This is a genomic window from Nitratidesulfovibrio liaohensis, from assembly GCF_011682075.1.
Lineage (GTDB): Bacteria > Desulfobacterota > Desulfovibrionia > Desulfovibrionales > Desulfovibrionaceae > Cupidesulfovibrio > Cupidesulfovibrio liaohensis.
The window spans coordinates 1-2,100 of record NZ_VSMK01000451.1; the positions used below are offsets into that span (position 1 = coordinate 1).

The 2,100-nt window shown below is 72.2% G+C and carries 2 protein-coding genes; one reads left to right on the top strand and one right to left on the bottom strand.

Features of this window, described 5'->3' with window-relative positions; all coding sequences use genetic code 11:
* Window positions 1–256: 256 nt before the first annotated feature.
* Window positions 257–1,600 carry an NOL1/NOP2/SUN domain family protein gene (locus tag FVW27_RS14065; protein WP_167126209.1) on the top strand — a complete coding sequence of 448 codons (1,344 nt, stop codon included), beginning with the start codon at window positions 257–259 and terminating at the stop codon, window positions 1,598–1,600.
* A gap of 159 nt (window positions 1,601–1,759) precedes the next feature.
* On the opposite strand, the gene FVW27_RS14070 is transcribed toward FVW27_RS14065, so the two are convergent.
* A partial coding sequence (locus tag FVW27_RS14070; protein ID WP_279586635.1) for an inositol monophosphatase family protein occupies window positions 1,760–2,100 on the bottom strand: 341 nt, incomplete at its 5' end.

A 2,100-nucleotide genomic window follows, 5' to 3' on the forward strand; every position in this document is an offset into this window, starting at 1 on the left:
CCGGGCCGGACCGTGCCGGACCGTATCGGTCCCCGTCGAGCCGGGCCGGGCTCCGCAGGCCCGCGGGCGGCGCGGCATCCACCGTCCGGGCACCGTGCCGGTATCGTCACGGGCACATCGGCAAGCACGCGTCGGCACGGCACGTTGCCCGACACAGTGCCCCGCTTCCGTTGCCCCCGTGTGTCCGGTCCGTTTCCCCCATGTATCACGGCATGCCGCCGCGCCAGCCACCATCACTCATCTTTCCCCCAACGCCATGACCGCACCTGCCCCCCGTTCCTTTCGCATCGTGTGCCCGCCCGCCCAGGTGCCCCTGGTAGAGGACCTGCTCCGCGCCCAGGGCTACGACTTCGAGCCGGAGCCGTTCTCTCCGTGGTGCCGCCGCCTCACCGAAGAGCCGCGCCCCCTGGGCGGCAGCCTGGCCGCATTCTTCGGGCTGATCTACATTCAGGACCGCTCGTCCATGCTGCCCCCGCTGGCGCTGGCCCCGGAACCTGGCGCCGCCGTGCTGGACATGTGCGCCAGCCCCGGCAGCAAGACCGGGTTCCTGGCCCAGTTGGTGGGCCCGCACGGGCTGGTGGTGGGCAACGAACCCAACCACACCCGTCTGGCCACCCTGCGCCAGAATCTTTTCACCTTGAATCTCGTCAACGCGGTGACCTGCTCGCACCCCGGCGAAGCGCTGCCCCTGCCCGACGGTTCGTGGACGCGCATCCAGCTGGACCCGCCGTGCTCCGGCTGGGGCACGGTGGAACGCAACCCCTCGGTGCTCAAGCTGTGGCAGGGCGACAAGGTCAAGCCGCTCATCGGCATCCAGCGGCTGCTGCTGGCAGAGGCCGCGCGGCTGCTGGCCCCCGGCGGGCGGGTGGTGTTTTCCACCTGCACCACCAACGTGCACGAGAACGAAGCGCAAGTGCTGTACGCCCGCGACGAACTGGGGCTGGAACTCGTGCCGCTGGACCCGCCGCCGGGCTTCGTGTTCGCCAAGCCGGAACTGCCCGGCTGCGACGGCACCCTGCGGGTTGACCCGGAACGCTCGGGCGCGCAGGGCTTCTTCATCGCCTGCCTGCGCAAGCCCGGCCCCAGGGGGACGGACAACGACGCGGGTCCCCTTGCCGATGGCCCGCCCCTGCCCGACGCCGATCGGGTGCGCGCCGACGCCCAGCCCGCTTCGGCCTGGCCCGACACCGGGCTGGACCCGGCCCTGCTGCCAGACGGCGTGGTGGCGCCCTTTGGCGACACCACCTACTTCCTGCCCCGGCATGCGCTGGAACGGCTGCCCGTCGCATTGCGGTGGCGCGGCTACCCGCTGGGCAAGTGGGGCAAGGACGGCATCCGTCCCTCGCCCCGGCTGCGCACCCTGATGCCGCCCCCCACACACCCCACAGCCTCCACCGGACAAGGCAGGCAAGGCGGGTCAGACGGAGGGGGAGACATCGCGCTGCTGCACATGGATGACCCGGCGGACATCGCCGGGGTGCTCACCGGGCGCAGCATCGACGCCCCCCGTCACGCCACCGCCGCCCTGCTGTACTGGCACGGCCTGCCGCTGGCGCGACTGCGGGTGAAGGGGGGGCGGGCCTTGTGGGCCGAGCGTTAGGGGCGGCCTGATTCAGAGGCAGCCCCGGAACACCGCGCGCGGAAAAGGGCGCATCTGCGCCCCGTTCAGCCTCCATGCGCTCCCCACGCACCCCGGCCTGTCTACCCTTCCGGCCCCGCGCGCCATTGCACGGCGTCAAACCGCAATGCCGTATGCGGCTCAGCCCAGCGCGTCCTGCCTTTCGGCGCAAGCGCCCGCCACGCAGGCGGCAGGCCCCACCGCAAGGATGAACTCGTTGCGCAAGTCCGGCTTGTTGTAGGTCAGCGGCGCGCCGTCCAGCAGGGTGACCGTGCCGCCCGCCCCTTCCAGCAGCGCCTGGCCCGGCGCGGTATCCCACTCCCAGGTGGGGTGCATGCACGGAAAGACGTGCGCCACCCCCTCCGCCACCAGGCAGAATTTCAGGGGCCCGCCCGCCTGCATCCGCCGGTGCGGAAACAGTCCGGCGCGCAGCCTGTCCTGCGCCGCCGTGTCGGGCGGCATGGGCACGGGCGCGGGCGCAC